Annotated in this window: 31 protein-coding genes; 17 read left to right on the top strand and 14 right to left on the bottom strand. The window is 54.7% G+C overall.

What is annotated here, in order from left to right; translation table 11 throughout:
• The first annotated feature begins 24 nt into the window (after positions 1–24).
• Positions 25–318, top strand: a complete 294-nt coding sequence (gene yhbY / locus INF61_RS00600) for a ribosome assembly RNA-binding protein YhbY (RefSeq protein WP_003861814.1) — start codon at positions 25–27, stop codon at positions 316–318.
• Between the two features lie 151 nt (positions 319–469).
• Here the strand turns inward: yhbY and greA are convergent, their stop codons facing one another.
• Positions 470–946: a transcription elongation factor GreA gene (gene greA / locus INF61_RS00595; RefSeq protein ID WP_006812122.1), complete on the bottom strand. Its 477-nt coding sequence runs from the start codon at positions 944–946 to the stop codon at positions 470–472.
• A gap of 228 nt (positions 947–1,174) precedes the next feature.
• Here greA and dacB point away from each other — a divergent pair, with 228 nt between their 5' ends.
• Genes dacB through pmrB form a run of 3 tightly spaced genes read left to right on the top strand, consistent with a single transcriptional unit; the run spans position 1,175 to position 4,313 of the window.
• Positions 1,175–2,608 (top strand): serine-type D-Ala-D-Ala carboxypeptidase, encoded by a 1,434-nt coding sequence (gene dacB / locus INF61_RS00590; protein ID WP_003861817.1) that lies wholly within the window; start codon positions 1,175–1,177, stop codon positions 2,606–2,608.
• Positions 2,609–2,610: 2 nt separating this feature from the next.
• Positions 2,611–3,273: a two-component system response regulator PmrA gene (gene pmrA, locus INF61_RS00585; RefSeq protein ID WP_015571977.1), complete on the top strand. Its 663-nt coding sequence runs from the start codon at positions 2,611–2,613 to the stop codon at positions 3,271–3,273.
• Positions 3,270–4,313, top strand: a complete 1,044-nt coding sequence (gene pmrB / locus INF61_RS00580) for a two-component system sensor histidine kinase PmrB (RefSeq protein ID WP_017382733.1) — start codon at positions 3,270–3,272, stop codon at positions 4,311–4,313. Before pmrA ends, pmrB begins: the two co-directional genes overlap by 4 nt.
• Before the next feature lie 33 nt (positions 4,314–4,346).
• On the opposite strand, the gene cgtA is transcribed toward pmrB, so the two are convergent.
• The 4 genes from cgtA to rplU form a co-directional block, all read right to left on the bottom strand.
• Positions 4,347–5,522: an Obg family GTPase CgtA gene (gene cgtA / locus INF61_RS00575; RefSeq protein WP_006812124.1), complete on the bottom strand. Its 1,176-nt coding sequence runs from the start codon at positions 5,520–5,522 to the stop codon at positions 4,347–4,349.
• Between the two features lie 15 nt (positions 5,523–5,537).
• On the bottom strand, positions 5,538–6,503 hold the full coding sequence (locus INF61_RS00570; RefSeq protein WP_015571979.1) for a DMT family transporter: 966 nt from the start codon (positions 6,501–6,503) through the stop codon (positions 5,538–5,540).
• Positions 6,504–6,598: 95 nt separating this feature from the next.
• On the bottom strand, positions 6,599–6,856 hold the full coding sequence (gene rpmA, locus INF61_RS00565; RefSeq protein ID WP_003861831.1) for a 50S ribosomal protein L27: 258 nt from the start codon (positions 6,854–6,856) through the stop codon (positions 6,599–6,601).
• A gap of 19 nt (positions 6,857–6,875) precedes the next feature.
• Positions 6,876–7,187: a 50S ribosomal protein L21 gene (gene rplU / locus INF61_RS00560; protein WP_003025032.1), complete on the bottom strand. Its 312-nt coding sequence runs from the start codon at positions 7,185–7,187 to the stop codon at positions 6,876–6,878.
• Positions 7,188–7,444: 257 nt separating this feature from the next.
• Between rplU and ispB the strand changes: the two genes are divergently transcribed.
• On the top strand, positions 7,445–8,416 hold the full coding sequence (gene ispB / locus INF61_RS00555; RefSeq protein WP_006812126.1) for an octaprenyl diphosphate synthase: 972 nt from the start codon (positions 7,445–7,447) through the stop codon (positions 8,414–8,416).
• A gap of 229 nt (positions 8,417–8,645) precedes the next feature.
• Positions 8,646–8,933 (top strand): DNA-binding transcriptional regulator SfsB, encoded by a 288-nt coding sequence (gene sfsB, locus INF61_RS00550; RefSeq protein ID WP_020480545.1) that lies wholly within the window; start codon positions 8,646–8,648, stop codon positions 8,931–8,933.
• A 63-nt stretch (positions 8,934–8,996) separates the two neighbouring features.
• Here the strand turns inward: sfsB and murA are convergent, their stop codons facing one another.
• The 7 genes from murA to mlaF form a co-directional block, all read right to left on the bottom strand.
• Positions 8,997–10,256 carry a UDP-N-acetylglucosamine 1-carboxyvinyltransferase gene (murA, locus tag INF61_RS00545; protein ID WP_193547442.1) on the bottom strand — a complete coding sequence of 420 codons (1,260 nt, stop codon included), beginning with the start codon at positions 10,254–10,256 and terminating at the stop codon, positions 8,997–8,999.
• A gap of 50 nt (positions 10,257–10,306) precedes the next feature.
• Positions 10,307–10,561, bottom strand: a complete 255-nt coding sequence (gene ibaG, locus INF61_RS00540; RefSeq protein WP_003861840.1) for a BolA family iron metabolism protein IbaG — start codon at positions 10,559–10,561, stop codon at positions 10,307–10,309.
• A gap of 126 nt (positions 10,562–10,687) precedes the next feature.
• Positions 10,688–10,981, bottom strand: coding sequence for a lipid asymmetry maintenance protein MlaB (gene mlaB / locus INF61_RS00535; RefSeq protein WP_032649664.1), 294 nt, complete (start codon positions 10,979–10,981; stop codon positions 10,688–10,690).
• Positions 10,981–11,616: a phospholipid-binding protein MlaC gene (gene mlaC / locus INF61_RS00530; protein WP_003861845.1), complete on the bottom strand. Its 636-nt coding sequence runs from the start codon at positions 11,614–11,616 to the stop codon at positions 10,981–10,983. Before mlaC ends, mlaB begins: the two co-directional genes overlap by 1 nt.
• A gap of 18 nt (positions 11,617–11,634) precedes the next feature.
• Positions 11,635–12,183 carry an outer membrane lipid asymmetry maintenance protein MlaD gene (gene mlaD / locus INF61_RS00525; protein ID WP_006812131.1) on the bottom strand — a complete coding sequence of 183 codons (549 nt, stop codon included), beginning with the start codon at positions 12,181–12,183 and terminating at the stop codon, positions 11,635–11,637.
• 4 nt (positions 12,184–12,187) lie between these two features.
• Positions 12,188–12,970: a lipid asymmetry maintenance ABC transporter permease subunit MlaE gene (mlaE, locus tag INF61_RS00520; protein WP_003861848.1), complete on the bottom strand. Its 783-nt coding sequence runs from the start codon at positions 12,968–12,970 to the stop codon at positions 12,188–12,190.
• A 7-nt stretch (positions 12,971–12,977) separates the two neighbouring features.
• Positions 12,978–13,790 (bottom strand): phospholipid ABC transporter ATP-binding protein MlaF, encoded by an 813-nt coding sequence (gene mlaF / locus INF61_RS00515; RefSeq protein ID WP_017382730.1) that lies wholly within the window; start codon positions 13,788–13,790, stop codon positions 12,978–12,980.
• Positions 13,791–14,017: 227 nt separating this feature from the next.
• Here mlaF and INF61_RS00510 point away from each other — a divergent pair, with 227 nt between their 5' ends.
• The 11 genes from INF61_RS00510 (at position 14,018) to npr (ending at position 21,937) form a co-directional block, all read left to right on the top strand.
• The gene (locus tag INF61_RS00510; RefSeq protein ID WP_003861852.1) at positions 14,018–14,995 is read left to right on the top strand and encodes a calcium/sodium antiporter; all 978 of its coding nucleotides are present in this window, start codon (positions 14,018–14,020) and stop codon (positions 14,993–14,995) included.
• 13 nt (positions 14,996–15,008) lie between these two features.
• Positions 15,009–15,995: an arabinose-5-phosphate isomerase KdsD gene (kdsD, locus tag INF61_RS00505; RefSeq protein WP_003861853.1), complete on the top strand. Its 987-nt coding sequence runs from the start codon at positions 15,009–15,011 to the stop codon at positions 15,993–15,995.
• A gap of 14 nt (positions 15,996–16,009) precedes the next feature.
• Complete coding sequence (gene kdsC, locus INF61_RS00500; RefSeq protein WP_017693909.1) at positions 16,010–16,576, top strand: 3-deoxy-manno-octulosonate-8-phosphatase KdsC; 567 nt, start codon at positions 16,010–16,012, stop codon at positions 16,574–16,576.
• A complete protein-coding gene (lptC, locus tag INF61_RS00495; protein ID WP_015571983.1) occupies positions 16,573–17,148 on the top strand; it encodes an LPS export ABC transporter periplasmic protein LptC in 576 nt (191 codons plus the stop codon). Before kdsC ends, lptC begins: the two co-directional genes overlap by 4 nt.
• Entirely contained in the window at positions 17,117–17,671 is a 555-nt protein-coding gene (lptA, locus tag INF61_RS00490; RefSeq protein WP_006812136.1) for a lipopolysaccharide ABC transporter substrate-binding protein LptA, read from the top strand. The genes lptC and lptA overlap by 32 nt, the downstream gene beginning before the upstream one ends.
• A gap of 6 nt (positions 17,672–17,677) precedes the next feature.
• Complete coding sequence (gene lptB / locus INF61_RS00485) at positions 17,678–18,403, top strand: LPS export ABC transporter ATP-binding protein (protein WP_003861862.1); 726 nt, start codon at positions 17,678–17,680, stop codon at positions 18,401–18,403.
• A gap of 47 nt (positions 18,404–18,450) precedes the next feature.
• Complete coding sequence (rpoN, locus tag INF61_RS00480; protein WP_193547441.1) at positions 18,451–19,884, top strand: RNA polymerase factor sigma-54; 1,434 nt, start codon at positions 18,451–18,453, stop codon at positions 19,882–19,884.
• A gap of 22 nt (positions 19,885–19,906) precedes the next feature.
• Positions 19,907–20,194 carry a ribosome hibernation promoting factor gene (gene hpf, locus INF61_RS00475; RefSeq protein WP_003861866.1) on the top strand — a complete coding sequence of 96 codons (288 nt, stop codon included), beginning with the start codon at positions 19,907–19,909 and terminating at the stop codon, positions 20,192–20,194.
• Between the two features lie 82 nt (positions 20,195–20,276).
• Positions 20,277–20,768 carry a PTS IIA-like nitrogen regulatory protein PtsN gene (ptsN, locus tag INF61_RS00470; protein ID WP_003861869.1) on the top strand — a complete coding sequence of 164 codons (492 nt, stop codon included), beginning with the start codon at positions 20,277–20,279 and terminating at the stop codon, positions 20,766–20,768.
• Between the two features lie 45 nt (positions 20,769–20,813).
• Positions 20,814–21,668 (top strand): RNase adapter RapZ, encoded by an 855-nt coding sequence (rapZ, locus tag INF61_RS00465; protein WP_003861870.1) that lies wholly within the window; start codon positions 20,814–20,816, stop codon positions 21,666–21,668.
• Entirely contained in the window at positions 21,665–21,937 is a 273-nt protein-coding gene (gene npr, locus INF61_RS00460) for a PTS phosphocarrier protein NPr (protein ID WP_003861872.1), read from the top strand. Before rapZ ends, npr begins: the two co-directional genes overlap by 4 nt.
• 39 nt (positions 21,938–21,976) lie before the next feature.
• Here the strand turns inward: npr and mtgA are convergent, their stop codons facing one another.
• Both mtgA and elbB read right to left on the bottom strand, forming a co-directional pair.
• A complete protein-coding gene (gene mtgA, locus INF61_RS00455; protein WP_045348099.1) occupies positions 21,977–22,702 on the bottom strand; it encodes a monofunctional biosynthetic peptidoglycan transglycosylase in 726 nt (241 codons plus the stop codon).
• Positions 22,699–23,352, bottom strand: coding sequence for an isoprenoid biosynthesis glyoxalase ElbB (elbB, locus tag INF61_RS00450; protein ID WP_032655241.1), 654 nt, complete (start codon positions 23,350–23,352; stop codon positions 22,699–22,701). Before elbB ends, mtgA begins: the two co-directional genes overlap by 4 nt.
• Positions 23,353–23,496: the final 144 nt, after the last annotated feature.

Here is a 23,496-nt window from a genome sequence, read left to right as displayed (position 1 = left end):
TCCCAACGTAAGCAAAAATATACGATGAATCTGAGTACTAAACAAAAACAGCACCTTAAAGGTCTGGCACATCCGCTCAAGCCTGTAGTGATGCTTGGCAACAATGGTTTGACCGAAGGGGTGCTTGCCGAGATTGAACAAGCGCTGGAACACCACGAGCTGATCAAGGTGAAAATCGCCTCTGAAGACAGAGACACTAAAAACCTGATCGTGGAAGCCATCGTGCGCGAAACCGGCGCCTGTAATGTACAGGTCATCGGTAAAACGCTGGTGCTCTATCGCCCATCAAAAGAGCGCAAAATCTCGCTGCCACGTTAAGGATATCCTGAATCGAACACATTTTCTGTGTGAAACGAGGGATTTCTTTCAGCAGGCGAGCAAAATGCCATGCTCCTTGAGTTGATAAAAGGCCGCTATGCGGCCTTTTTCTTTTCTTTACAATGTATCAACATCTTAGTAGAGAAGCGAATTACAGGTATTCAACCTTAATAATTTCGTATTCCACTTCACCACCAGGGGTGCGGATGGTGACCACATCGTCCTGCTCTTTGCCAATCAGGCCACGAGCAATCGGCGAGTTCACCGAAATCAGGTTCTGTTTGAAGTCCGCTTCATCATCACCCACGATGCGATAGGTCTGCTCTTCGTCGTTGTCCAGATTCAGGACGCTGACGGTAGAGCCGAAGATCACACGGCCATTATTTGGCATTTTGGTGATATCGATAACCTGCGCGTTAGACAGTTTCGCCTCGATATCTTTAATGCGCCCCTCACAGAAACCCTGCTGCTCACGCGCCGCGTGGTATTCAGCATTCTCTTTCAGGTCGCCATGCTCACGCGCTTCCGCGATAGCGGCGATGATTTCAGGGCGACGCACGGATTTGAGAAAATCCAGCTCTTCGCGCAGTTTTTCGGCACCACGTAAGGTCATCGGAATAGCTTGCATTTGTTATACCTCTTAAACATTCCTGTTGGGAGCAGTGTTCCCTGCTCCAGCCCACCTGAACAGGCCAGAAGCAAAAAGAAAACCGACCCGGGAGCAACGCCCCAGGTCAGCAGCAATTTTTCAATTTGATACGCATTTTACCGCGAAGTTCACTATGGGTCATCGTTTACTTTACAGTGCCATGCACCGTAGTATGACGGTTTGTTTTCGGGTTGTTAGCGCGAGATTATGCGATTTTCCAGTTTTATCATCGGATTGACTACCAGTATAACGTTCACCGTTCAGGCCGCGAATGTTGATGAGTACATTAATCAACTGCCCGCCGGCGCGAACCTTGCCCTGATGGTGCAGAAGGTTGGCGCGCAGGCTCCCGAGATTGACTATCACAGTCAACAGATGGCGCTGCCTGCCAGTACCCAGAAGGTGATCACTGCCCTCGCCGCCCTGCTCCAGCTCGGGCCCGACTTCCGTTTTACTACCACCCTTGAAACCAGAGGTAACGTTGAGGGTGGCGAACTGAAAGGCGATCTTATCGCCCGTTTTGGTGGCGATCCCACCTTTAAGCGCCAGGATGTCCGCAATATGGTGGCGGTACTGAAAAAATCCGGCGTAACAAAAATTGATGGCAACGTGCTGATCGACACCTCCATTTTCGCCAGCCACGATAAAGCGCCTGGCTGGCCGTGGAACGACATGACGCAGTGCTTTAGCGCCCCGCCAGCCGCCGCCATCGTTGACCGTAACTGCTTCTCCGTATCGCTTTACAGCGCGCCAAAACCAAATGACTTAGCTTTTATCCGCGTGGCCTCATACTACCCGGTCACGATGTTCAGCCAGGTGCGGACGCTGGCGAAAGGCTCTCCGGAGGCGCAGTATTGCGAGCTGGACGTGGTACCAGGCGATCTCAATCGCTATACGCTCACCGGCTGCCTGACCCAGCGGGCCGACCCCCTCCCGCTGGCCTTTGCCATTCAGGATGGCGCTGGCTATGCCGGTGCCATTTTTAAAGATGAACTGAAGCAGGCGGGCATAACCTACACTGGAACGCTGCTGCGCCAGACGCAGGTAAATGAGCCAGGCACGGTGATTGCCAGCAAACAGTCCGCGCCACTGCATGATTTGCTTAAGATTATGCTGAAAAAGTCGGATAACATGATTGCCGACACGGTGTTCCGCATGATTGGGCACGCGCGATTTGGTGTGCCGGGCACCTGGCGGGCCGGTTCTGATGCCGTACGTCAGATCCTGCGCCAGCAGGCGGGTATCGATCTGGGCAACACCATCGCCGTTGATGGTTCCGGTTTATCGCGTCATAACCTGATCTCGCCGGCCACCATGATGCAGGTGTTGCAGTACATTGCTCAGCATGACGCTGAGCTAAACTTTATTACGATGCTGCCGCTTGCCGGACACGACGGCTCTCTTCAGTACCGCGCGGGCCTTCACGCTGCGGGCGTGGATGGCAAAGTGTCAGCCAAAACGGGTTCCCTGCAAGGCGTTTACAACCTTGCCGGTTTTATCACTACCGCCAGCGGACAACGCATGGCATTTGTGCAGTATCTTTCCGGCTATGCCGTCGAACCGGCTGACCAGCGCAATCGCCGTATTCCACTGGTGCGTTTCGAAAGCAGGCTCTATAAGGACATCTACCAGAATAACTAGCGATGAAACTACTGATAGTTGAAGACGATCTGTTATTGCAGGAAGGGTTAGCGCTGGCGCTGGGGAATGAAGGCTACGCCCTGGATTGTGCCACCACGGCCGCTGAAGCAGATGCCCTGATCCAGAGCGGTGAATACAGCCTCGTGATCCTGGATTTAGGGCTGCCGGATAAAGACGGCGCGACGCTGCTCTGCCAGTGGCGTCGTCGCGGGGTTGAGAATCCCGTCTTGATTCTCACCGCCCGCGATGCCATTGAAGACAGAATTAACGGGCTGGATTCTGGCGCTGACGATTATCTGGTAAAACCCTTCGCCCTTGCCGAGCTACAGGCTCGCGTACGGGCGTTGATCCGCCGCTATCAGGGCCACAGCGACAACCTGCTGACGGACGGAGATATCACCCTCAATCTGCAAACTCAGCAGGTGCTGCGCCAGTCTCAGCCTGTGGAAGTGACGCCAAAAGAGTTCGCTCTGCTGACGCGCCTGATCATGCGCAGCGGGCAGACCGTGCACCGTGAAACGCTGCAACAGGACATCTACTCCTGGCAGGACGATCCAGGATCAAACACGCTTGAAGTTCACATTCATAATCTGCGGCGCAAGCTCGGTAAAGATCGCATCAAAACCGTACGCGGCGTGGGTTACCGTCTGGAGAGCCAGAAATGAACAGTATGCGCCGGCGATTAATGGTGTTGCTGGCGGTTATTCTGCTATTTTTTCAACTCATTAGCGTTGTCTGGCTGTGGCATGAGAGCCGCGAGCAGATCGGTTTTCTGGTGAACGAAACGTTGTCCGCCAAAGCGCGCAACAACCATGTCGAAAAAGAGATCCGCGAAGCCATTGCCTCCCTGCTGGTCCCTTCTCTGGTGATGGTCGGTTTTACCCTGCTCTTCTCATTTTGGGCCGTCACCTGGATCACCCGACCACTCAACAAACTTCGCGCCAGCCTTGCGAACCGTTCGGCGGATAATCTGACTCCCCTGCCGATGTATTCCGATATGGAAGAGATAGGCGCTGTGACCACGTCGCTCAATCAACTCCTCGCCCGGCTGGACCACACTATTCAACAGGAACGCCTGTTTACCGCCGATGCGGCACACGAGTTACGTACGCCGCTTGCGGGGATTAGGCTCCATCTGGAACTGATGGCTCAGTCCGGTTCCCCGCAGGCCACGCCACTGATAAGCCGTATCGATCAGTTGATGCACACGGTGGAACAGCTGCTGATGCTGGCGCGTGCCGGGCAGGCGATGGCCAGCGGCCATTACGATACCGTGAACTGGACGGAAACGATCATTGCTCCGCTCAGCCTGGAGCATGAAGCCAAAGAGCATACGGTAATATGGCCGGCCCACAGCGCGCTGACGGTACAGGGGGACGCCGTCCTGTTACGTCTGATGCTAAGGAACCTTCTGGAGAATGCCGCCCGCTACAGCCCGGCAGGCACAACCATTGAAGTGGCATTAACAGCGACGGAGGGCGGTACCCGGGTGAGCGTTACCGATCAGGGGCCGGGTATTGATGAGGCGCACCGCCAGTCGATCACCGAACCTTTCCGACGTCTCGACCAGCGCTACGGCGGCAGCGGCCTTGGGCTGAGCATCGTACAGCGTATCGTACAGCTCCATCATGGCCATTTAACGCTGGAGAACGGCGCTGAGGGCGGCCTCATCGCCAGCTGTTGGTTACCGGCGAAAATAGGATAAAAAAAAGCCCCGTTAAGGGGCTTTATACAGGGGTTAGTGCTTGTAGATGAACTCGACGCCTTCTTCGTCGTCTTCATCCCAGTCATCGTCCCAGTCTTCATCATCTTCTTCCGCTTCCAGCTCTTCGAGCTGCTGGCGGTGGTAGTCATCCCACATGAATTCGACTTTTTCAGGCTGTTTCGCCTCTTCTGCCTGAACAACCGGATTCTCGATGATAAAGGTCATCACATCCCAGCAGAGATCTTTCACGCCAACCTGGCTGGCGGCAGAGATCAGATAGTACTTATCTTCCCAACCCATCGCGTCGGCAATCGCTTTAGCTTTCGCTTCAGCTTCCGCTTTATCCATCAGGTCGATCTTGTTAAATACCAGCCAGCGCGGTTTTTGCGCCAGTTTTTCACTGTATTTCTCCAGCTCGCCGATAATAATACGGGCGTTTTCAACCGGATCGGAACCGTCGATTGGATCGATGTCGATGAGGTGCAACAGTACGCGACAACGCTCAAGGTGCTTCAGGAAGCGAATACCCAGACCGGCGCCTTCTGCTGCCCCTTCAATCAGACCCGGGATGTCAGCGACCACAAAGCTCTTCTCGTTATCCATACGGACAACGCCCAGGCTCGGCACCAGCGTCGTAAACGGATAATCCGCTACTTTGGGTTTCGCCGCAGAGACCGCACGGATAAACGTCGATTTACCGGCGTTTGGCATACCCAGCATCCCCACATCCGCCAGCAGCATCAGTTCCAGTTGCAGGTCGCGCTTATCACCCGGGGTACCCATGGTTTTCTGACGCGGGGTACGGTTAACGGAAGATTTGAAACGGCTGTTACCCAGACCATGCCAGCCGCCTTTCGCCACCATCAGGCGCTGACCGTGTTTGGTCATATCACCCATGGTTTCGCCCGTGCCCTGATCGATGACACGCGTACCCACCGGCACTTTGATCGTCACGTCTTTACCGCGTTTACCGGTACAGTCGCGGCTCTGGCCGTTCTGGCCACGCTCGGCGCGGAAAGATTTTTCGAAACGGTAGTCGATCAGCGTGTTGAGGTTTTCATCCGCCTCCAGCCACACGTCGCCACCGTCCCCACCGTCACCGCCGTCAGGACCGCCACGAGGAATATATTTTTCACGGCGGAAGCTTACACAACCGTTACCGCCATCACCTGCCACGACCAGAATCGTCGCTTCATCAACAAACTTCATTTTACTCTCCGTAACTCATTCGCCTGAGCGGGGGACTATTACAACCGCTTCATTTTTGCGCCAACGCCCCCAAAGACGATGACCAATGGCGGAATACATCGCGCCCGCAACCACGACAAACGCACCGAGATAACCCAACAGGTTGAGCATCGGCTTGACGAAGACATCGGGCCAGGCCATTGATAACAAATCTGAAAATAACAGCGTAAACAGCGGGGTAAGCGTGATTAAGGCGCTCACCTGTGCTGCCTGCCAGCGCGCCATGGCTTCAGCCAGAGCGCCATAACCGACCAGCGTATTCAGCCCACAAAAAATGAGGCACGCCAGTTGCCAGTCGCTGAGCTGGGTAATTACACCCGGCTTCGCTAAAGGCAATAATGCCAGTGTACACAAAGTGTACAGCAAAAAGAGGATCTGCTGTGAGGCAAGACGGCGCAATAACACCTTTTGCGCGACGCCATAACTCACCCAGACCGTTGCTGCACCCACCCCAAAAATGACACCCCAGGTGTAATCCGTCAGGCGGGTAAAAATCTCAATCAGGCTGGTATTAAAGAACATCACCAGCCCGCAAAGCAGCATGCTTGCCCCGATGATCTGCGTGCCGCGCATCTTCTCCTTGAGGATGAATACGCTGGCGACCATCATGCCGACCGGTGAAAGCTGACCAATCACCTGCGACGCTGTAGGGCTAAGATATTGCAGGGAAGAGCTGAACAGAATGAAGTTACCGAACAGACCGCCCGTCGCGATAGCCAGTAACACCAGCCAACGCGGTTTTCGGAAGATGCGCAGCGGTGGCAGCTTACCTTTGACGGCCAGAATGGCGCCCAGGCCTATGCTTGCCATCAGGAAGCGATAAAACACCACCGTCGGTGGCTCCATGACTTCCAGTACCTGCTTCATTGCAATTGGCAGCGCACCCCAGCACATTGCGGTAGTGAGCGCCAAAAGAATACCCATGCCGGCCTGCTGCTTCATGCCCGTTTTCCCTACAGAAAATTTTCCGGGTTTCCAATGTAAAAAGCCCCGCAACACGTTGCGGGGCTTTAATCCGTTACCGGACCGAGAAAACCTTACTCAGCAACGATGCTGATGTATTTACGGTTGTTCGGGCCTTTAACTTCAAATTTCACTTTACCGTCTGCTTTAGCAAACAGAGTGTGGTCACGACCGCAACCTACGTTGGTACCCGCGTGGAACTTGGTGCCACGCTGACGAACGATGATGCTACCCGCCAGAACGGATTCGCCACCGAAACGCTTAACGCCCAGGCGTTTAGCTTCTGAATCGCGACCGTTACGTGTGGAGCCGCCAGCCTTTTTATGTGCCATTTAAATCTCTCCTCAGGTCTTAGGCGCTGATGCCAGTAATTTTCACATCAGTGAACCACTGACGGTGGCCCTGCTGCTTACGATAGTGTTTACGACGACGAAACTTAACGATTTTAACTTTCTCGCCACGACCGTGAGCAACAACTTCAGCTTTGATAACGCCGCCATCAACGAAAGGAACGCCGATTTTGACTTCTTCACCGTTTGCGATCATCAGAACTTCAGCGAACTCAACAGATTCGCCAGTTGCGATGTCCAGCTTTTCCAGGCGAACGGTCTGACCTTCGCTTACTCGGTGTTGTTTACCACCACTTTGGAAAACCGCGTACATATAAACTCCGCTTCCGCGCACATCCTCGTATGATTCAGAGTGCGCTATAAATATTCACAATAGGGCGCGAATATTACGCAAAACGCGAGCCTTTGACAAGTGCTACCATCAATACATGAAGAAAAAAAACACAACACGTACGGTAACGTTTATCTGAGCCGTTTTTTCAGTACAATCAGCAATACTATTTATAAACCGAAACCCTTTGTGTACCCATCTCGTGTGGGATAAACAGGATAAAAAGCCCGGCTTTTGCGATGAATTTAGAAAAAATCAATGAGTTAACCGCGCAAGATATGGCGGGTGTGAATGCAGCAATCCTGGAGCAACTCAACTCTGACGTTCAGCTGATCAATCAGTTGGGCTATTACATCGTCAGCGGCGGCGGTAAACGTATTCGTCCGATGATTGCCATTCTGGCCGCACGCGCGGTTGGCTATCAGGGAAATGCCCACGTCACGATCGCGGCGCTGATCGAATTTATCCACACCGCCACCCTGCTTCACGACGATGTTGTGGATGAATCAGACATGCGTCGTGGAAAAGCCACCGCCAACGCCGCGTTTGGTAATGCGGCAAGCGTTCTGGTAGGCGATTTTATCTATACCCGCGCCTTCCAGATGATGACCAGCCTTGGCTCGCTGAAGGTGCTGGAAGTGATGTCAGAAGCCGTGAACGTTATCGCTGAAGGTGAAGTCCTACAGCTGATGAACGTCAACGACCCGGACATCACCGAAGAAAACTATATGCGGGTGATTTACAGCAAGACCGCACGTCTGTTCGAAGCCGCCGCGCAATGCTCCGGCATTCTGGCAGGCTGTAGCGAAGCTCAGGAAAAGGGCCTTCAGGACTATGGCCGTTATCTCGGCACCGCGTTCCAGCTGATTGATGATTTGCTGGACTACAGCGCGGATGGCGAAACGCTCGGTAAAAACGTCGGCGATGACCTGAACGAAGGCAAGCCAACGCTGCCGCTGCTCCACGCGATGCGCAATGGCACACCAGAGCAGGCGAAAATGATCCGGGAGGCTATCGAGCAGGGAAATGGACGCCATCTTCTGGAACCGGTACTGGAAACAATGGCTATCTGCGGCTCCCTGGAATGGACGCGTCAGCGCGCTGAAGAAGAAGCGGACAAAGCCATCGCCGCCATTCAGGTCATTCCCGACAGCCCATGGCGTGATGCGCTAATCGGCCTCGCGCACATCGCCGTCCAGCGCGATCGATAATCCCCTCCTCATCTCCCTGCGCCCACGCAGGGAGATTCCAGTACACACCAATAAATTACATTTCCGCGTAAGCCCATCGGGTTACAGGCCGCATGTATAAAGCCGTGCCTTATTCTGAATATTGCTTCTCGTAACATGAACTTTTTAGAACACATGTTCGAAGTGAGTATAGTAATGCTGTCTTTTCACACGAAACGACGTGGACGATAACGAACACAAGGACAGCATTATGGATACAAAATTCATCGACTGGCATTCTGCTGACATTATTGCGGCACTGCGTAAAAAAGGAACATCGCTGGCTGCCGAATCACGTCGTCATGGGCTAAGCTCGTCGACGCTGGCAAACGCCCTGACCCGCCCATGGCCGAAGGGGGAACTGATTATCGCGACGGCGCTGGATACGCATCCGTGGGTGATATGGCCGTCACGCTACCACGATCCTATTACCCATGAATTTATCGACAGAACGCGCATGATGCGCCAGGGCAAAACGAAGAAAGCACATCAGGACTGATGCACCAGGATTGACAGGAACAGCAATCCCCCGGCCTGTTATGGCAGGGGGGTGCCGGAACGATTACTCGCCCTTCACACGCTCGATATTTGCACCCAGCGCGCGCAGTTTGTCCTCAATACGCTCGTATCCACGATCGATGTGGTAGATACGATCGACAACGGTAGTCCCTTCCGCAATACAACCTGCCAATACGAGGCTCGCAGACGCGCGCAGATCGGTCGCCATCACCTGCGCACCGGACAGTTTTTCAACGCCGTGGCAAATTACCGTGTTGCTTTCAATCTCAGCATGCGCACCCATACGGATCAGTTCCGGTACGTGCATGAAACGGTTTTCGAAGATAGTTTCCGTGATGAAGCCCGTGCCTTCGGCCACCAGGTTCAACAGCGTGAACTGTGCCTGCATATCCGTCGGGAATGCCGGATGTGGCGCAGTACGCACGTTAACGGCTTTAGGACGCTGCCCGTGCATATCGAGGCTGATCCAGTCTTCACCGATTTCGATATCCGCACCCGCATCGCGCAGTTTCGCCAGCACCGCATCCAGGGTATCCGGCTGGGCGTTACGGCAGACAATCTTACCGCCAGAAATGGCCGCGGCCACCAGGAAGGTACCGGTTTCGATACGATCTGGCAGTACGCGATACACACCACCACCCAGACGTTCAACGCCTTCGATGGTGATACGGTCTGTGCCCTGCCCGCTGATCTTCGCCCCCAGCGCGACCAGGAAGTTCGCGGTATCCACGATCTCCGGCTCACGGGCGGCGTTTTCGATGATGGTAGTGCCGTCTGCCAGCGTAGCAGCCGACATGATGGTGACCGTTGCGCCCACGCTCACTTTGTCCATGACAATGTGCGCGCCTTTCAGACGACCATTGACGGACGCTTTAACGTAACCCTCTTCCAGCTTGATCTCCGCGCCGAGTTTTTCCAGGCCGAAGATATGCAGGTCAACGGGACGCGCGCCGATAGCGCATCCGCCCGGCAGTGAAACCTGTCCCTGACCGAAACGCGCCACCAGCGGACCAAGCGCCCAGATGGAAGCACGCATGGTTTTCACCAGCTCATACGGCGCTGAGAAGTTGTTCACGTTGCTGGCATCGATCCAGACGGAACCGTTACGCTCCACTTTGGTGCCCAACTGGCCGAGCAACTTCATGGTCGTGTCGATATCTTTCAGCTTCGGTACGTTCTGGATCTCTACCGGCTCTTCTGCGAGCAGCGCAGCGAAAAGAATGGGCAGCGCGGCGTTTTTAGCGCCAGAAATTGTGACTTCGCCCTGGAGACGCGTGGGTCCCTGTACACGAAATTTATCCATCGTTTGCTCTCTTATAAATTCAACCGTGCTGCGGGCGTTTCGCCCTCAGCTCAAAAACCGTTTAGTTTGCGATCGCGTGCCCACTCCTGTGGGGTGAACGCTTTAATCGACAGGGCGTGGATGCGGTTATCCGCAATGTATTCCATCAGCGGCGCGTACACAGCCTGCTGTTTCTTCACGCGACTCATTCCGTCGAACATCTCACCCACAGCAATAACCTGGAAGTGACTGCCATCGCCAGAGACGTGGGCTTCCTGAAGGGAGAGTGCATTCATCAGCACAGTCTGGATTTCATTATTTTCCATGGGGTCTACATCATCTGATAGTGAAAACAAGCTCAACATCTTAGAGCAAAGTGGCGCGGTCTTAAACAAGCAAAAAGCCCCGACGCGTAAACTGTCGGGGCTTTCAGAAGTAACGTACTGAAAAAATTAGCGAGGTAATACGTCTTCGGGCAAATTGTAAAGCTGTGCAAGGGTAATCACGTTATCGCTTACCCCCGTCAGGGTAACGCCACTCCCCTGCTTTTTGCCCGTGGCCACCAGGTGCGCCAGCAGGGCGATACCGGCGGTATCTACCCGCGTAACGCCATGGAGATCAATCAGCGTCACGCCCTGCATCGCGTTATGGCGAGCGTCCCACAGCGGGTTAAGCAGATCCTGATCCAGCTCTCCCGTCAGCGTCAACGTCTCGCCGTCACGCGCCCAGCTAAGCTGCTGTGACATTACTTCTTCTCGTCCAGGGTAATTTTCTGACGAGAGATGGACTGAAGCTGAGCCGTCAGGCCATCGATGCCTTTAGTGCGCAGCAGATCGCTCCACTCGTTCTGTTTAGTGGTGATCATGCTGACGCCTTCAGCGATCATGTCGTACGCCTGCCAGTTTCCGGTCTGGCTGTTTTTACGCCACTGGAAGTCCAGACGAACCGGTGGACGACCGTTTGGATCGATAATCGTCACGCGAATAGGAATGATAGTGGCATCGCCCAGCGGCTGTTCAGGGGCAATCTGATAGGTCTGCCCGTGGTACATCGCCAGCGCCTGGCCGTAAGCCTGTTTCAGGTATTCACGGAACGCCGCAAAGTAAGCCTCGCGCTGCGCCGGGGTCGCGTCTTTGTAGTAACGGCCCAGCACCAGTGCGCCCGCATACTTGATCTGCACATACGGCAGCAGTTCCTGATCCACCACATCACGCAGATAATCCGGGTTAGAACGGATTTTTGGCTGTTCGTTTTTAAGACGGTCGAAGGTTTTCTTCGCGGCCTCATTCATCAGTTTGTACGGGTTACTCTGATCCGCAGCGTGCGCCGCGGTAAGAGGGGCAATGACCAGCATGGCAACCATTAACAGTCGTTTAAACATGAATAACTTCTCCTGAAATTAATTCGTCGCGCCTGGCGTCGGTTCGACGTTGGTGTGGTCTTCACTCTGCGCAGGGGCATCGTCAGACTTTTTATCATCCCCTTTACTGTTGTAAAGGAACTGACCAATCATATCTTCCAGCACCATCGCTGACTTGGTATCCTGGATTACGCTACCGTCTTTAAGGATAGTCGTTCCCAGCTCAGGATCTTCAAAACCAACGTTAAGGGCCAGATATTGCTCCCCCAGCAGGCCAGAGGTGCGGATAGAAAGCGAGCTGGTGTCCGGAATGTGGTTATAGCGCTCTTCGATATCCATCGCGACGCGCGGCAGATAGGTTTTCTCATCAAGCGTAATGTCAGCGACACGTCCGATAACGACGCCACCAATACGCACCGGTGAGCGCGCTTTCAGGCCGCCGATGTTATCGAAAGTCGCGTAGACACGATACGTCGGCTCGGCGCGAACAGAGGTGATGTCCGCCGCTCGCAGGCAGATGAACAGCGCGGCCAGCAGCGCCAGAAGCAGAAACACGCCAACCCAAATTTCATTTTTTCTCGTTTGCATGAACTCAATTCCCAAACATCAGTGCGGTGAGCACAAAATCCAGACCTAAAACGGCCAGCGACGAATGTACGACAGTACGCGTCGTTGCACGGCTAATGCCCGCCGACGTCGGAATGGCATCGTAACCATTAAACAACGCAATCCAGGTAACCGTCACAGCGAAAACCACGCTCTTGATCAGACAGTTCACCAGATCCATCCGCAGATCGATGGCGTCCTGCATGGCAGACCAGAAGAATCCGGCATCAATGCCTTTCCAGTTAACGCCAACCAGCGCGCCTCCCCAGATACCTACCGCCACAAAGAGGATAGTCAGTAACGGCAAGGAGATAACCCCGGCCCAGAAGCGCGGCGAGATCACCCGGCGCAGCGGATCGACCGCCATCATCTCCATACTGGAGAGCTGCTCGGTGGCGCGCATCAGGCCAATTTCCGCCGTCAACGCTGACCCTGCACGCCCGGCGAACAGCAGCGCGGCAACCACCGGCCCGAGTTCACGCAGCAGCGAGAGCGCCACCAGCATGCCAAGGCTGGTTTCCGCGCTGTAGGTTGTCAGCACCAGATACCCCTGCAACCCCAGCACCATGCCAATAAACAGACCCGACACGATGATGATAAGCATCGACAGCACGCCGACGTTATAAAGCTGCCGCACCAGTAACGGCGCATGCTTGCGGAACTCCGGTTTGCCGACCAGCGCGTTGAACAACATTAATCCGGCACGCCCGAACGTACTGATGGTTTTTAGGCCACGGTGTCCAAGACCCGCCAACGCATTTAACAGCATGAGTGGCTTAACTCCCTATTCCGAGTAAATCGTCATGATAGTCGCCCGCCGGATAGCGGAAAGGCACCGGCCCATCTGCGATACCGTCCAGGAACTGCCGCACGCGCGGATCGCCATTCTCCTGCAACGCCTGCGCGCTGCCGTGGGCGACGATCTTTTTGTCAGCCACAATATAGGCGTAATCAGCGATACTCAGCACTTCCGGCACGTCGTGGGAAACCACCACGCAGGTGACGCCAAGCGCGCTGTTCAGCTCCGAAATTAACTTCACCAGCACGCCCATGGTGATGGGGTCCTGCCCGACGAACGGTTCATCGAACATGATTAAATCGGGTTCCAGGGCAATAGCACGCGCCAGCGCGGCGCGGCGCGCCATCCCACCCGAGAGTTCGGACGGCATGAGTTTCGCAGCCCCCCGCAGCCCCACGGCTTCAAGCTTCATCATCACCGTACTGTGCAACAGCTCAGGAGGAAGATGGGTGTGCTCACGCAACGGATAGGCCACGTTGTCAAAAACGTTCATATCCGTGAACAGCGCGCCCGACTGAAAGAGCATGCTCATCCGTTTGCGAACCGTGTAGAGGCGCGAGCGAGACATCGCCGGGACGTTTTCGCCGTCGAAGAGAATTTCGCCGCTGTCAGGGGGAATTTGCCCGCCGATAAGACGCAGCAACGTGGTTTTACCGATCCCTGACGGCCCCATGATGGCGGTGATTTTACCGCGCGGCACGGTCAGCGAAATATCATCAAATATTAACCGGTTGCCGCGAGAAAAACTGACGCCCCGGACATCGACTATATTCGCCATCGTTTGGCTCATTTATGGTTCCTTACTTACCTTGCTTCACGGCTGGCATGAAGCGTAAATCAGCCCTAAACCCCGCATTTTTACAGAATATTCACTATTGGGGTTAGCGAAAGCTGGCATTTGTTTTACTTTTCCGGCGCATAAAGTCAAAATTAGGAATTCGTTACGTCTCAGACTTCATCTGGCGCCAACATTCGTGCGCAGTGGACCAGCGAGTATACCTGAAGAAAGGACTTTTGATGCTTTTAGCAACAGCACTGTTAATAATTGGTTTACTGTTGGTGGTCTACAGTGCTGACCGTTTGGTCTTTGCCGCATCCATTCTCTGTCGACTCATTGGCATGCCGCCCATCATTATCGGCATGACGGTGGTCAGTGTAGGCACATCGCTTCCTGAAATCATCGTTTCTGTTTCAGCCTCGCTGCATGGGCAGGTCGACCTCGCTATCGGCACCGCGATTGGCTCTAACATCGTCAATATCTTACTGATTTTAGGCTTAGCCGCATTACTGCATCCATTTCGCGTGCATTCTGATGTTTTGCGCCGGGAATTGCCGTTAATGTTAGTCGTCAGTCTGCTGGCAGGCTACGTACTTTATGACGGGGTGCTGAGCGTCGGTGACGGTATATTCCTGCTCGCCCTGGCCGTAATCTGGTTGCTTTACAGCGTGAAGATCGCACGTCTGGCGGAAAAACAGGGTAACGATAGCCTTACGCGTGAGCATCTCGCCGAGCTGCCCCGGGAAGGGACCTTACCCGTCGCCCTGCTGTGGCTGGGCGTCGCGCTGATCATCATGCCAATGGCCACGCGGATGGTGGTCGATAACGCGACGGTGCTGGCGAACGCGTTTGCGATGAGCGAACTGACAATCGGTCTGACGGTAATCGCCATCGGCACCAGCCTGCCAGAGCTGGCCACCGCCATCGCCGGGGCGCGTAAAGGGGAAGATGATATCGCCATCGGCAATATCATCGGCTCGAATATTTTCAATATCGCAATCGTGACGGGGCTGCCGGCGCTAATCTCGCCGGGGCCGTTTAACCCTATGGTTTTCACGCGCGATTACGGTGTAATGCTGCTGGTCAGCGTGATTTTCGCCCTGCTCTGCTGGCGGCGAAAAGAGCAGATCGGCAAAGGCGCAGGCGCGCTGCTGACGGGTGGATTTATCGTATGGCTGGCGATGCTGTACTGGCTTTCGCCTCTTCTCTCTGGGTAAACGGAAACGCATTATGTCGCAAATAGAATTGCAGCCGGGTTTTGACTTTCAGAAAGCAGGCAAAGACGTTCTGGAGATTGAACGTGAAGGTCTGGCGCAGTTAGATCAGTACATTAATCAGGATTTTAGTCTGGCCTGTGAGAAGATGTTCTACTGTGCCGGCAAAGTCGTGGTGATGGGGATGGGCAAATCCGGCCATATCGGACGCAAAATGGCGGCGACCTTTGCCAGTACCGGCACGTCGTCATTCTTCGTTCATCCCGGTGAAGCCGCGCACGGTGACCTCGGCATGGTTACGCCGCAGGACGTGGTTATTGCGCTGTCCAACTCCGGGGAATCGAATGAAATCCTGGCGTTGATCCCGGTGCTGAAGCGTCTGCACGTACCGCTGATTTGCATGACCAGCCGACCGGAAAGCAGCATGGCGCGTGCGGCGGATATTCACCTGTGCGTGAAAGTGCCTAAAGAAGCCTGTCCGCTGGGGCTGGCGCCGACCTCCAGCACAACCGCCGCGCTGGTGATGGGCGATGCCCTTGCCGTTGCGCTGCTGGAAGCCCGCGGTTTTACGCCTGAAGATTTTGCCCTGTCTCATCCCGGCGGCGCGCTCGGGCGCAAACTGCTGCTGCGGGTTAACGATATTATGCACACCGGAGATGAGATCCCGCACGTGAGCAAAGAGGCCTCTTTGCGCGACGCGTTACTGGAGATCACCCGTAAAAACCTGGGCATGACGGTTATCTGCGACGATCTGATGAAGATTCAGGGCATTTTCACCGACGGCGACCTGCGCCGGGTATTCGATATGGGTGTGGATGTCCGAACGCTGGGCATTGCTGATGTGATGACGCCAGGCGGGATCCGCGTCCGTCCGGGCACGCTGGCGGTAGATGTGCTGAACCTGATGCAGTCCCGTCATATTACCTCAGTGATGGTTGCCGATGGCGACCAACTGCTGGGTGTGGTACATATGCATGATCTGCTGCGCGCTGGCGTAGTGTAATGAAGGATAAGACAATGAGTAATGCGGGTGCATCCCTTGCAACCTGTTATGGCCCGGTGAGCGCCCACATGATGGCAAAGGCGGAAAATATCCGCCTGTTGATCCTCGATGTGGATGGTGTGCTCTCCGACGGTCTGATTTATATGGGCAATAACGGCGAAGAGCTGAAAGCCTTTAACGTTCGCGACGGTTACGGTATCCGCTGTGCGCTCACGTCCGGAATTGAAGTTGCAATCATCACCGGGCGGAAAGCTAAACTGGTAGAAGATCGGTGTGAAACGCTGGGCATTACCCATCTCTATCAGGGGCAGTCTGATAAGATGGTAGCTTTCCGGGATCTGCTGGGAAAACTGGCCATTGCACCAGAGAATGTGGCATACGTCGGGGATGATTTGATCGACTGGCCAGTGATGGCGGAGGTGGGTCTGAGCATCGCCGTGGCTGACGCGCACCCGCTGCTGATCCCGCGTGCTGATTACGTTACCCATATTCACGGTGGCCGCGGCGCCGTCCGTGAAGTCTGCGATCTGCTTCTGCTGTCGCAGGGCAAGCTTGATGAGGCGAAAGGGCAATCGATATGAGTAAAACCAGACGTTGGGTTATCATTCTGCTTGCGCTTGTCGCCCTGGTACTGATTGGCGTCAACCTCGCTGACCGCGATGATACGCAAGCGGAAGTGGTTAACACGAGCGACCCGACCTATAAAAGCGATCACAGCGACACCGTGGTCTATAGCCCGGAAGGCGCGCTGAACTATCGCCTCGTTGCTCAGCATGTAGAATATTTTTCAGATGACGGTACCTCGTGGTTTACCCAACCGGTCATGACCACCTTTGATACGGACAAAGTGCCGACGTGGTCTATCAAGTCTGACCGGGCAAAACTGACAAATGACCGTATGCTTTACCTGTATGGTCACGTTGAAGTCAACGCCCTGACCGCTGACGCGCAACTGCGAAAAATTACGACGGATAACGCCCAGATCAACCTGGTCACCCAGGATGTCACGTCGCAGGATCTAGTCACCCTGTATGGCACAACATTTAATTCCAGCGGTTTAAGAATGCGCGGGAACTTACGCAGCAAAAACGCCGAGCTGATTGAAAAGGTTAGAACCTCCTATGAAATTCAAAACAAACAAACTCAGCCTTAAAGTTGTTATCGCCAGCGCGCTGCTGGCGGCCAGTCTTCCCGCGCTTGCTGTGACTGGCGACACCGAACAGCCGATTCATATTGAATCCGATACCCAGTCTCTGGATATGCAGGGTAACGTCGTCACCTTTACCGGCAACGTCGTCATGACCCAGGGCACCATTAAAATCAACGCCGACAAAGTGGTCGTTACCCGTCCGGGCGGCGAGCAGGGCAAAGAGATTATCGATGGTTATGGCAACCCGGCCACCTTCTACCAGATGCAGGACAACGGCAAGCCGGTGAAAGGCCATGCCTCGCATATGCATTATGAACTGGCGAAGGATCTGGTCATCCTGACCGGTAATGCTTACCTGGAACAGCTGGACAGCAACATCAAAGGCGACAAGATCACCTATCTGGTGAAAGAGCAGAAAATGCAGGCCTCCAGCGAAAAAGGCAAACGCGTCACGACCGTGCTTGTGCCTTCGCAGTTGCAGGACAAGAACAACGGTCAGGCTCCGGCACAGAAAAAGAGTAACTAATTCGTTATGGCAACTTTAACTGCAAAAAACCTCGCGAAAGCGTATAAGGGCCGCCGCGTCGTCGAAGATGTCAGTCTGACCGTCAACTCCGGCGAAATCGTGGGTTTGCTTGGCCCTAACGGGGCGGGTAAAACCACGACCTTCTACATGGTGGTGGGCATCGTCCCGCGTGACGCCGGCAACATCATCATCGATGATGAAGATATCAGCCTGCTGCCGCTTCATGCCCGCGCGCGTCGTGGCATCGGCTATTTGCCGCAGGAAGCGTCTATCTTCCGCCGCTTAAGCGTGTTCGACAACCTGATGGCCGTGCTCCAGATCCGTGACGATCTGACCAGCGAGCAGCGCACTGACCGTGCGAACGAGCTGATGGAAGAGTTTCATATCGAGCATCTGCGTGACAGCCTCGGCCAGGCGCTGTCCGGTGGTGAACGCCGCCGCGTTGAGATTGCGCGCGCGCTGGCAGCAAACCCAAAATTCATCCTGCTGGATGAACCGTTTGCGGGCGTTGACCCCATCTCCGTTATCGATATCAAACGTATCATTGAGCACCTGCGCGACAGCGGGCTTGGCGTACTGATCACGGACCACAACGTTCGTGAAACGCTGGCCGTGTGTGAGCGCGCCTACATAGTGAGCCAGGGCCATCTGATTGCCCACGGTACGCCGCAGCAAATCCTCGAAGATGAGCATGTTAAGCGCGTGTACCTTGGGGAAGACTTCAGACTCTGATAGGGTAGAGGTTAAGTCACGCCGAACCGGAGAAAAACGCTCTGAACATGAAGCAAGGTTTGCAATTACGGCTCAGCCAGCAACTGGCCATGACGCCGCAGCTACAGCAGGCAATCCGTCTGTTGCAGCTGTCCACGTTAGAACTCCAGCAGGAGCTCCAGCAGGCGCTGGACAGCAATCCGCTGCTGGAGCAAACCGATCTTCATGACGAGGTAGACGCCCAGCAGACGCAGGACACAGAAACGCTCGACTCCGTAGATGCGCTTGAACAGAAAGAGATGCCGGACGAACTGCCGCTGGATGCCAGCTGGGACGAAATCTACACCGCGGGTACCCCTTCCGGGACACGTGCAGACTACCAGGACGATGAACTCCCGGTCTACCAGGGCGAAACCACCCAGTCGCTTCAGGACTACCTGATGTGGCAGGTAGAGCTGACCCCTTTCTCCGATACCGATCGCGCCATTGCCACCTCGATTGTCGATGCCGTTGACGACACGGGCTATTTGACCGTGACGCTGGACGAGATTCTGGAAAGCATCGGCAATGACGAGATTGAACTGGAAGAGATTGAAGCCGTCCTGAAACGCGTTCAGCGCTTCGACCCGATTGGCGTCGCCGCGAAAGATCTGCGCGACTGCCTTCTGATCCAACTTTCGCAGTTTGCCAAAGAGACACCGTGGATTGACGAAGCCCGGCTCATCATCAGCGATCATCTGGATCTGCTGGCGAATCATGACTTCCGCACCCTGATGCGCGTCACGCGCCTGAAAGAAGAGGTGCTGAAGGAAGCGGTGAATCTGATCCAGTCGCTCGATCCGCGTCCGGGGCAGTCGATCCAGACCAGCGAACCGGGATATGTCATCCCCGATGTGCTGGTGAGAAAACACAATGGCCGCTGGGTCGTTGAACTGAATGCCGACAGCATTCCTCGCCTGCAAATCAACCAGCAATACGCCTCCATGTGCACCAGCGCACGTAATGACGCTGATAATCAATACATTCGCAGCAACCTTCAGGAAGCACGCTGGTTGATCAAGAGCCTGGAGAGCCGTAATGACACGCTGCTGCGCGTCAGCCGCTGTATTGTCGAACAGCAGCAGGCGTTCTTTGAGCAGGGCGAAGAGTTTATGAAACCGATGGTGCTGGCAGACATCGCCCAGGCCGTCGAGATGCATGAATCAACCATTTCCCGCGTGACCACGCAGAAATATCTGCACAGCCCACGCGGTATTTTTGAGCTTAAGTATTTCTTCTCCAGCCACGTGAACACCGAAGGCGGCGGCGAAGCCTCGTCAACGGCTATTCGCGCACTGGTGAAGAAGTTGATCGCCGCGGAGAACCCCGCGAAGCCACTCAGTGACAGTAAGTTAACCACCATGCTGTCCGATCAGGGTATTATGGTGGCACGTCGTACTGTCGCGAAGTATCGAGAGTCTTTATCCATTCCGCCGTCTAACCAGCGTAAACAACTGGTTTGACACAACCGATAAGGAAGACACTATGCAGCTCAATATCACCGGACATAACGTCGAGATTACTGAGGCTTTACGCGATTTTGTAAACACTAAGTTTGCGAAACTCGAGCAGTATTTCGAGAGGATCAACCAGGTCTATGTTGTGTTGAAAGTGGAGAAAGTGACGCATATCTCGGATGCGACCCTACACGTCAACGGAGGGGAACTCCATGCCAGTGCGGAAGGGCAAGACATGTACGCGGCTATCGACGGCTTGATTGATAAGCTTGCGAGACAGCTCAATAAACATAAAGATAAACTGAAACAACACTAATTGTCCGGGCAGTTAACGGGTGCAGGACGGCCTGTTGTGAAACACAACAGGCCATTTGTACAGTTAGCGCTTAGGTGAAATTATGATAAACAACGATTCCGCTCTTCAACTGAGCAATGTCCTTAACCAGGATTGTACCCGCAGTGGCGTTCACTGCCAGAGCAAAAAACGTGCGCTGGAAATCATCAGTGAGCTGGCCGCAAAACAGCTGGGTCTGCCGCCGCAGATCGTGTTTGAAGCCATTCTGACCCGTGAAAAAATGGGCAGTACTGGCATCGGCAATGGCATTGCGATCCCGCATGGCAAGCTGGAAGAAGATACGCTGCGTGCCGTGGGGGTGTTTGTGCAACTGGAAACGCCTATCGCTTTTGACGCCATCGATAACCAGCCTGTGGATCTGCTTTTCGCGCTTCTGGTTCCTGCCGATCAGACCAAAACCCACCTGCACACGCTGTCGCTGGTTGCCAAACGTCTGGCGGATAAAACCATTTGTCGTCGACTGCGCTCAGCCCAAAGTGATGAAGAGCTTTATCAAATTATCACTGAAGCAGAAGGCAATCAGGATGAGGCATAATCGGGAAAGGGCCTTCAGAACGGCTGCCCTGAGGAGAAACGGAACATGGTGCTGATGATCGTCAGCGGTCGTTCGGGGTCCGGGAAGTCCGTGGCCCTGCGCGCGCTGGAAGACATGGGATTTTACTGTGTAGATAACCTGCCGGTAGTGTTGTTACCCGATCTGGCGCGGACGCTGGCGGACAGGCAAATCTCTGCCGCCGTCAGTATCGACGTGCGTAACATGCCGGAATCGCCAGAAATCTTCGAGCAGGCAATGAACAGCCTGCCGGAATGCTTCTCGCCTCAGCTCTTGTTCCTGGACGCTGACCGCAACACGCTGATCCGTCGCTACAGCGATACACGTCGTTTGCATCCGCTCTCCAGTAAAAATCTTTCGCTGGAAAGCGCCATCGATAAAGAGAGCGATCTGCTTGAGCCGCTGCGTTCCCGGGCCGACCTGATTGTCGACACCTCCGAAATGTCCGTCCACGAGCTGGCGGAAATGCTGCGTACGCGCTTACTCGGCAAGCGCGAGCGCGAACTGACGATGGTGTTTGAATCCTTCGGCTTTAAGCACGGCATACCTATCGATGCGGATTACGTTTTTGATGTGCGTTTCCTGCCGAACCCACACTGGGATCCGAAACTGCGTCCGATGACCGGTCTGGATAAGCCGGTGGCGGCGTTCCTCGATCGACACACAGAAGTACACAATTTTATCTACCAGACGCGAAGCTACCTTGAGCTATGGTTACCTATGCTGGAAACAAACAATCGCAGCTACCTGACGGTGGCGATTGGCTGTACCGGCGGTAAACATCGTTCGGTCTACATTGCCGAACAGCTGGCCGATTACTTCCGCTCACGCGGGAAGAACGTTCAGTCCCGTCATCGCACGCTGGAAAAACGCAAAACATGACCGTAAAACAGACCGTCGAAATCACCAACAAGCTGGGCATGCATGCGCGCCCGGCGATGAAGCTGTTTGAACTGATGCAGGGTTTTGATGCTGAGGTGCTGCTGCGCAACGACGAGGGAACCGAGGCAGAAGCCAACAGCGTGATTGCGCTACTGATGCTGGATTCTGCCAAAGGCCGTCAGATTGAAGTTGAAGCCACCGGCCCGCAGGAAGAAGAAGCGCTGGCGGCAGTGATTGCCCTGTTCAACGCCGGGTTTGACGAAGACTAACGTTCGCCATGTCGGCGGGTAGCGCTGCGCTTACCCGCCCTACCTAAGATTATTTCGCTCCATAAACCCTTCCCCACCCAGCTGGCGCATCTGACGCATAATCCACGCCTGGCGGCTTCGCACGTAGCCTGACGGGGCGCTGGCCTTAAAACGCAGCGGGTTCGGCAGCACGGCGGCAAGCAGTGCCGCTTCGGACATAGTCAGCCTGCTGGCGGGCTTGCCAAAATAGCGCTGCGATGCCGCTTCGACACCAAATACGCCGTCACCAAATTCCGCGATATTCAGGTAGACGGTTAAAATGCGTTTTTTGCTCCACACCGTCTCGACGCCCAGCGTCAGCCCGGCCTCCAGCCCTTTTCTCACCCAGCTGCGACCGTCCCATAAGAACAGGTTTTTTACCGTCTGCTGAGAAAGCGTCGATGCGCCGCGGACGCGGTTTTCATGACGTTCATTATGATCCAGCGCCTTCTCGATAGCCGCCACGTCAAAACCCCAGTGCTCCGGGAATTTCTGATCTTCTGCCGCAATGACCGCCAGCCCCATCCACGGCGAGATTGCATCCATGCTGACCCAGTCAGAATGGGCAACATAGCCAAAATCCCCAGAGAGCCAGGCGCTAATCTGCCGCTCTGCCATCACGGCCGAGAACGGGACGGGCAGGATGCTGAACAGCGCAATACCGCCGCCCCAGAACACGGCCAGGACCAGCATAATACGCAGCAGGATCCGTTTTAACCACCCGCCGGGGGAGAATTTACGACTCATTCGGTCAGGACCAGCACTCTGTCCACCAGCTTTTCAATGCCTGCGGCAGCCTCGGCGATGTTCTGCGCCAGCATATACGCTGGCGTGGTGATGATCTTGTTGTCCTCGTCCACCACAATGTCGTCTACCGGACATGGCACGTGTTCGCCGCCCATATCCTCGACAATCTCAGCGGTATCAATGTCGGTTCCGATCGTGAGCCGCAGCGGGAAATCAAAAATTTTCGGCAGCATGGCCGGCGCAATGCAGATAAAGCCCTGCGGCTTACCTGCCGCATGCATCGCCAGCGATAGCGCTTTCAAATCGGGATCGACATGACACGCCGTGCCTTCCGTTGCAAACGTGCTCAGGTTTTTCGCCGCGCCAAAACCGCCCGGCACGATGAGCGCATCAAGTTCAGCGGCATCGGCCTGTGCCAGCGGGTGAATATCGCCGCGCACAATACGCGCCGCTTCAATCAGCACGTTACGGCTTTCCGCCATTGGCTCGCCGTTAAGATGATTAATCACATCTGCCTGGGTTTTATCCGGGGCGAAGCAGATAACGTCTGCTCCCTGGCGCGATAATGCCAGCAGCGTTAATACGGTTTCATGTATCTCTGAACCATCGTAAACACCACATCCGCTCAGCACGACACCAATCTTTTTCATTCTGACGATCCTTCTATGCAACTCGCTGAAGCACATTAAAAATTCTGATTAAAACGCTATGCTTCACACATTTCACTGATTCATGTAACAAACTGTTTAAGATTTGCTATCTTATCTGCGTGCGGCCTCAATTTTCAGGCGGCG

Origin of the sequence: Enterobacter cloacae complex sp. P18RS (assembly GCF_014982105.1) — a bacterium.
GTDB lineage: Bacteria > Pseudomonadota > Gammaproteobacteria > Enterobacterales > Enterobacteriaceae > Enterobacter > Enterobacter hormaechei_C.
Note: the sequence above shows the minus strand (reverse complement) of the source record. Positions and strands in the feature narration are given on the sequence as shown.